Source organism: Ilumatobacter sp. (assembly GCF_049588435.1).
In the GTDB taxonomy this organism is placed as follows: domain Bacteria; phylum Actinomycetota; class Acidimicrobiia; order Acidimicrobiales; family Ilumatobacteraceae; genus Ilumatobacter_A.
In genome coordinates, this window is the sequence record NZ_JBAVYV010000103.1 from 1 (window position 1) to 4,705 (window position 4,705).

Below are 4,705 nucleotides of genomic sequence, written 5' to 3' on the forward strand. Positions count from 1 at the left end.
TCTCGCGGGCGTGCGACACGCACTCGCGCAGCATCGGCGCGGCGTCGGCCGGGTGGGCCGGGGACGCGATCACGAGGCCGGGGATGTCGCGGAGCACGGCGATCGAGTTGTCGTTGTGGAAGTGGCCGCCGAAGCCCTTCTGGTATCCGTAGCCGGCGATCCGGACGACCATCGGGTTGCGGTATCGCCCCTGGGAGAAGAAACCGAGACTGGCCGCCTCGCCACGGAGTTGATCCTCTGCGTTGTGGAGGTACGCCAGGTACTGGATCTCGGGGATCGGGAGTCGGCTGTTGAGCGCGGATCCGAGCGCCATGCCGAGGATCGACTGTTCGTCGAGCAGCATGTCGAACACCCGCCGGTCGCCGAACCGCTTCTGCAGGCCGCGGGTCACGCCGTAGGCACCGCCCTTCCGTCCGACGTCCTCGCCGAAGACGATCACGTCACCGGAATCATCGAGGAGCCCGGCGAGACATCCGTTGATCGTCTGCGCCATCGTGAGGCGGTCGGTCGTCGACAGGTCCGGTGCCGTGGCGAGCGGGGCGCCCAGCGCACGAGTCCGTGAAGCGTGGAGTTCGGCGAGCGGCGCCATCACATCCTCGGCGGTGGTGAGCTCGGGCTCGGTGAGCACCGACTCGACACAGTGAGCGACGGCGTCGCAGGTGTCGAGGTACCAGTCGACGGTGTCGGTCGGCGACGACACGTCGCACGCTGCTGCGACACGCGCGGCGCCGATGATCGGATCCCGGGCGAGGTCCGCGGTGAGCTCCGCCGGCGTCCGGTAGGCAGACTCGACGTCGGTTCCGGCGTGCCCCAGGAAACGGACGGTCGCCAGGTGGAGGACACCCGGTCGGCCGCTCTCGCGGATGTCGTCGATCAGCGCGCTCGCAGTCCGCCACGTTGCGACCGGGTCGGATCCGTCGGCCGACTCGACGTGCAGTCCGTGGCGGCCCGAGAGTGACGATCGAACCCAGTCGGTCGGGGTCGGGACGCTCAGGCCGAGGCCGTTGTCCTCGCACACGAACAGGATCGGCACCCGCTCGCCGCGGTGGTGGGCGTGCCCCGCCCAGTTCAGCGCCCCCTGAGTCGTCGAGTGGTTCAGCGATCCGTCGCCGAAGCTGCACAGGACCACCATGTCGTCGGGCCACGTCGTGGGCGCATCCGGCGCGACGCCTCCGCTCAGAGCGAGGCCGACCGCGCGCGGAAGGTGCGACGCGATGGTCGAGGTCTGCGGGATGATCGACAACGGATGACTACCGAAGACCTTGTGTCGGCCGCCTGCGATCGACTCGGTCGAGCGCGCGAGCATCCCGCGCAACACCTCGATGATCGGGTCTCCCGCGTCGATCCCCGTGGCTCGGGCCCGGAGAGAGCGGGCGACGTAGAACCCGCCGGAGCGGTAGTGCAGCAGTGCCGGATCGTCGACCCGCGATGCGGTGGCCACGACGGCATTGCTCTCGTGACCGGCCGAACCGATGGTGTAATAGCCGAGTCCCCGTGTCGCACGCAGTCGGCGCGCGCTGTGGTCGAGTACCCGGCTCGTGATCTGCGCTTCGAGCCACGTCGCCGCGAGCATCGGATCGATCCCGGTGACATCGGTCGCGGCGATCGCGTCGGGATCGAGAGCACGGATCGTCGACAGCAGAGAGGCTTCGACCGGGTGGAGGTCGTCGGTCGACATGGTCACGCGACCATCATCCTGTCACCCCTGGCGGAGTCGGAGCGCCGCAGCGTGCGCCGGGAACCCCTCGTGCTCGGCGAGCGCGATCACCGACGGTGCCATCCGAGCGATGGCGCGTTCGTCGGCGCGGGCGACGGCGGTGCGCTTGAGGAACGTGTCCGTCGTGATGCCCGACGAGACGTGGGCGAACCCACTCGTCGGGAGCGATGCTGGACAACCGATCACGAAGTTGCCTGCGCTGAACGGGGTGTGCTGGCCGATGAGGATCTCGCCGGCGTTGACGAGCTCGTCGACCACGCCGTCGAGCCGGGTCTCGTCGACGATCACCTGGAGGTGCTCGGCCGCGAATTCGTTGGCGACGGAGACAGCAACGTCGAGGTCGTCGACGATCACGCACCCTCCGTTCGGGCCGAGCGAGGCGCGAGCCGCGTCGGCGCGTACGCCGGGGAGTTCGCCGAGCTGTCGATCGACTTCGATGTCGACGGCATCGGCGAGGGCGACCGATGGCGTGAGCAGGACGACGGAGGAGTCGGTGCCGTGCTCGGCCTCGATCAACAGGTCGGCTGCCAGCAGCGTGGGGTCGGCGGAGTCGTCGGCGATCACGAGGCTCTCGGTCGGCCCGAGCAGCATCATCGTCGCCATCCCGTGGCGTTGCATCTCGACCTGGGCGATCGTGACGGCCGGTGAGCCGGGCCCGACGACCTTGCGGACCTTCGGGATCGTCTCGGTCCCGAAGCCGAGCCCGGCGATGCCCGACGGCCCGTTGACGCGGAAGACGTCGCGGAGCCCGAGCTTGCGGCAGACGACGAGCACTGCAGGATCGACCTCGCCGGCGCCACCCGGAACCGGGGGAACCACCAGCGCGAGTTCGGGCACGCCGGCGACGACGGCCGGGACGGCCAGCTGGTAGGCGACGCTCGGATAGCTCGCCTTTCCGGAGGGAGTGAACAGCCCGGCTGAGCTGATCGGCGTGACCTTCTCGCCGACCGTGAGACCGGGTTCGGACTCGATGCTCCAGTCTGCGGAGCGCTCGAGCTGGGCCTCGTTGAATGCCCGGAGGTGGGTGATCGCATCGTCGATCGATCGATCGACGGCCTCGGAGACGACGGCCGAGTCGAGTTCGTCGTCGGTGACGCGCAGTCCCGACGGATCGATCTCGATGTGGTCGAACGTGGCGAGCGCGTCACAGAGTGCCGCGTCGCCGCGCACGCGAACGTCCTCGATCAGCTCACCGATCGACGCGCGGAGCGCCGGGTCGAAGATGTCGTCGATGCCACGGTGCATCAGGGCGGCCCGCGCGTCGCCGTCCATCGAAGCCCACACCTGTCGACGCATCACGGTCACCCGGTCGACGCTACCGATCACCGCTTCGGATCAGCCGGGGCAGAACCGGACCGATGCGATCGGTGGGAGATTGGCGCTCACCAGATGCCACCGGTCGCCACCGCTGCTCGACCACCACAGCGAACCGGTCGTGGAGCCCATCAGCAGCTGCTCGCCCGTGTCGTCCACCTCGAACGCGTGTCGGTACACCAGGTCGTAGGCGGAGTCGCCGGGGAGACCATCGGCCAGGACCTCGAACGATGCGCCGCCGTCGCGGGTGCGGGTGACGACGAACTCCCCGTCGACCGGCACCCGGACCTCGTCGCTGATCGCCGGGACGAACCACGCGGTTTCGGGATCGCGGGGGTGCACCGCCACCGCGAACCCGAACGTCGACGGTCCGGCCTCGGCGATCTCGCTCCACGAATCACCGTTGTCGGTCGATCGGAAGATGCCGCAGTGATGTTGCGTCCACAGCACGTCGGGAGCTGCATCGCACCTCACGATCCGGTGCGGGTCCTGCGTGTCGGGATCGAACGCCAACTCGTCGGGAAGGAATCCGGCGCGCATGCCACGTGCCGCGACCGCCCAGCTGGCACCGGCGTCGTCGGTGCGCCACGCCCCACCGCACGACACTCCGACCACCAACCGGCCAGGACCGCGCGGATCGACGCAGATCGAGTGGATTCCGGGTTCGTCGTAGCCGCCTCCGAACCACTTCTGGCGGGAGGGCAATTCCCACAGCGCGTCGACCAGTTCCCACGAGTCGCCCCGATCGTCCGACCGGAACAGCCCTCCCGGGATCGTGCCGCACCAGAGGACACCTGGCTCGTCGGGATGTCCGGGTTCGAGGATCCAGCCCAGCTCGGTCGCCCAGTCGCGCTCGCGCTGCGTCATCGGGTTGATGTCTGGTTCGCCCTCCGGTTTGGTCGGGTACTCGGGTGCAGCGATCTCGACCCAGGTCGCACCGCCGTCGTCGCTGCGATGGAGATGGACACCGAAGTGACCGTGGTCGAGCAACGCGTACCGGGCGCCGTCACGCGGGTCGTGGACGGCATTGCTCACCCGGACGCCGGGGAAGGACGGCTCCGAGAGATCGAACGAAGGGCCGTCCGTTCGATCGGCGTCGGCTCCGTCCGGGTCGCCGAGCGACAGCGTGAACAGCCCCTTGCGGGTCCCGATGAGTGCGGTCGTGGACATGGCTCAACCTCCGGAGAGTGCTTGGAAGACGTGGACCCGGCCACCGGGTCCGACGGGATCGGACAGCGAGACGCGATCGGTCACCAGGTCGTCATCGACGAACACGGCGACGTGCTTGCGGATCGCCCCCGCCTCGTCGAGGACGTAGGCCCGCACGGACGGGTGACGCTCGAAGTAGACGGCGAACACCTCGCCCACGGTGCTGCCGACGACCGACGCGTCGGGGCAGTCGACGTGGCGGCGGAACGCCTTGGCGAAGATCACCTCGGCCATGGTGTGAACACTACGCAATCGACAGAGGCCGGATCTCCGGTTCTAGAAGACCTGCGACCGCACATCCTGGCCGCCGCTGTTCACCGCGGTGAGGACGACGTTGTCGCCCGGCGCGACGCAGATCGCCTGTTGGCCGCTGACGGGGACCGAGGCTGTCTGGCCGCGCCACTCGAGGACGGCGGAGTCGGCGCCGTCGGTGGCCCAGAGCGCCGTCGCGGGCAGCGCCGGTGC

At 69.2% G+C, this 4,705-nt stretch carries 5 protein-coding genes; all 5 read right to left on the reverse strand.

The window, feature by feature from the left end; all coding sequences use genetic code 11:
• Positions 1-1,678, reverse strand: a 1,678-nt coding sequence (locus tag WBV89_RS03785) for a thiamine pyrophosphate-dependent enzyme (RefSeq protein WP_423980013.1), incomplete at its 3' end; no start/stop codon positions are given.
• Positions 1,679-1,699: 21 nt separating this feature from the next.
• The gene (gene hisD, locus WBV89_RS03790; protein ID WP_423980014.1) at positions 1,700-3,013 is read right to left on the reverse strand and encodes a histidinol dehydrogenase; all 1,314 of its coding nucleotides are present in this window, start codon (positions 3,011-3,013) and stop codon (positions 1,700-1,702) included.
• A 39-nt stretch (positions 3,014-3,052) separates the two neighbouring features.
• Positions 3,053-4,201, reverse strand: a complete 1,149-nt coding sequence (locus WBV89_RS03795) for an exo-alpha-sialidase (RefSeq protein WP_423980010.1) — start codon at positions 4,199-4,201, stop codon at positions 3,053-3,055.
• A 3-nt stretch (positions 4,202-4,204) separates the two neighbouring features.
• On the reverse strand, positions 4,205-4,474 hold the full coding sequence (locus WBV89_RS03800) for a MoaD/ThiS family protein (RefSeq protein ID WP_423980011.1): 270 nt from the start codon (positions 4,472-4,474) through the stop codon (positions 4,205-4,207).
• 42 nt (positions 4,475-4,516) lie between these two features.
• On the reverse strand, positions 4,517-4,705 hold a 189-nt coding region (locus WBV89_RS03805; RefSeq protein WP_423980012.1), incomplete at its 5' end, for a hypothetical protein.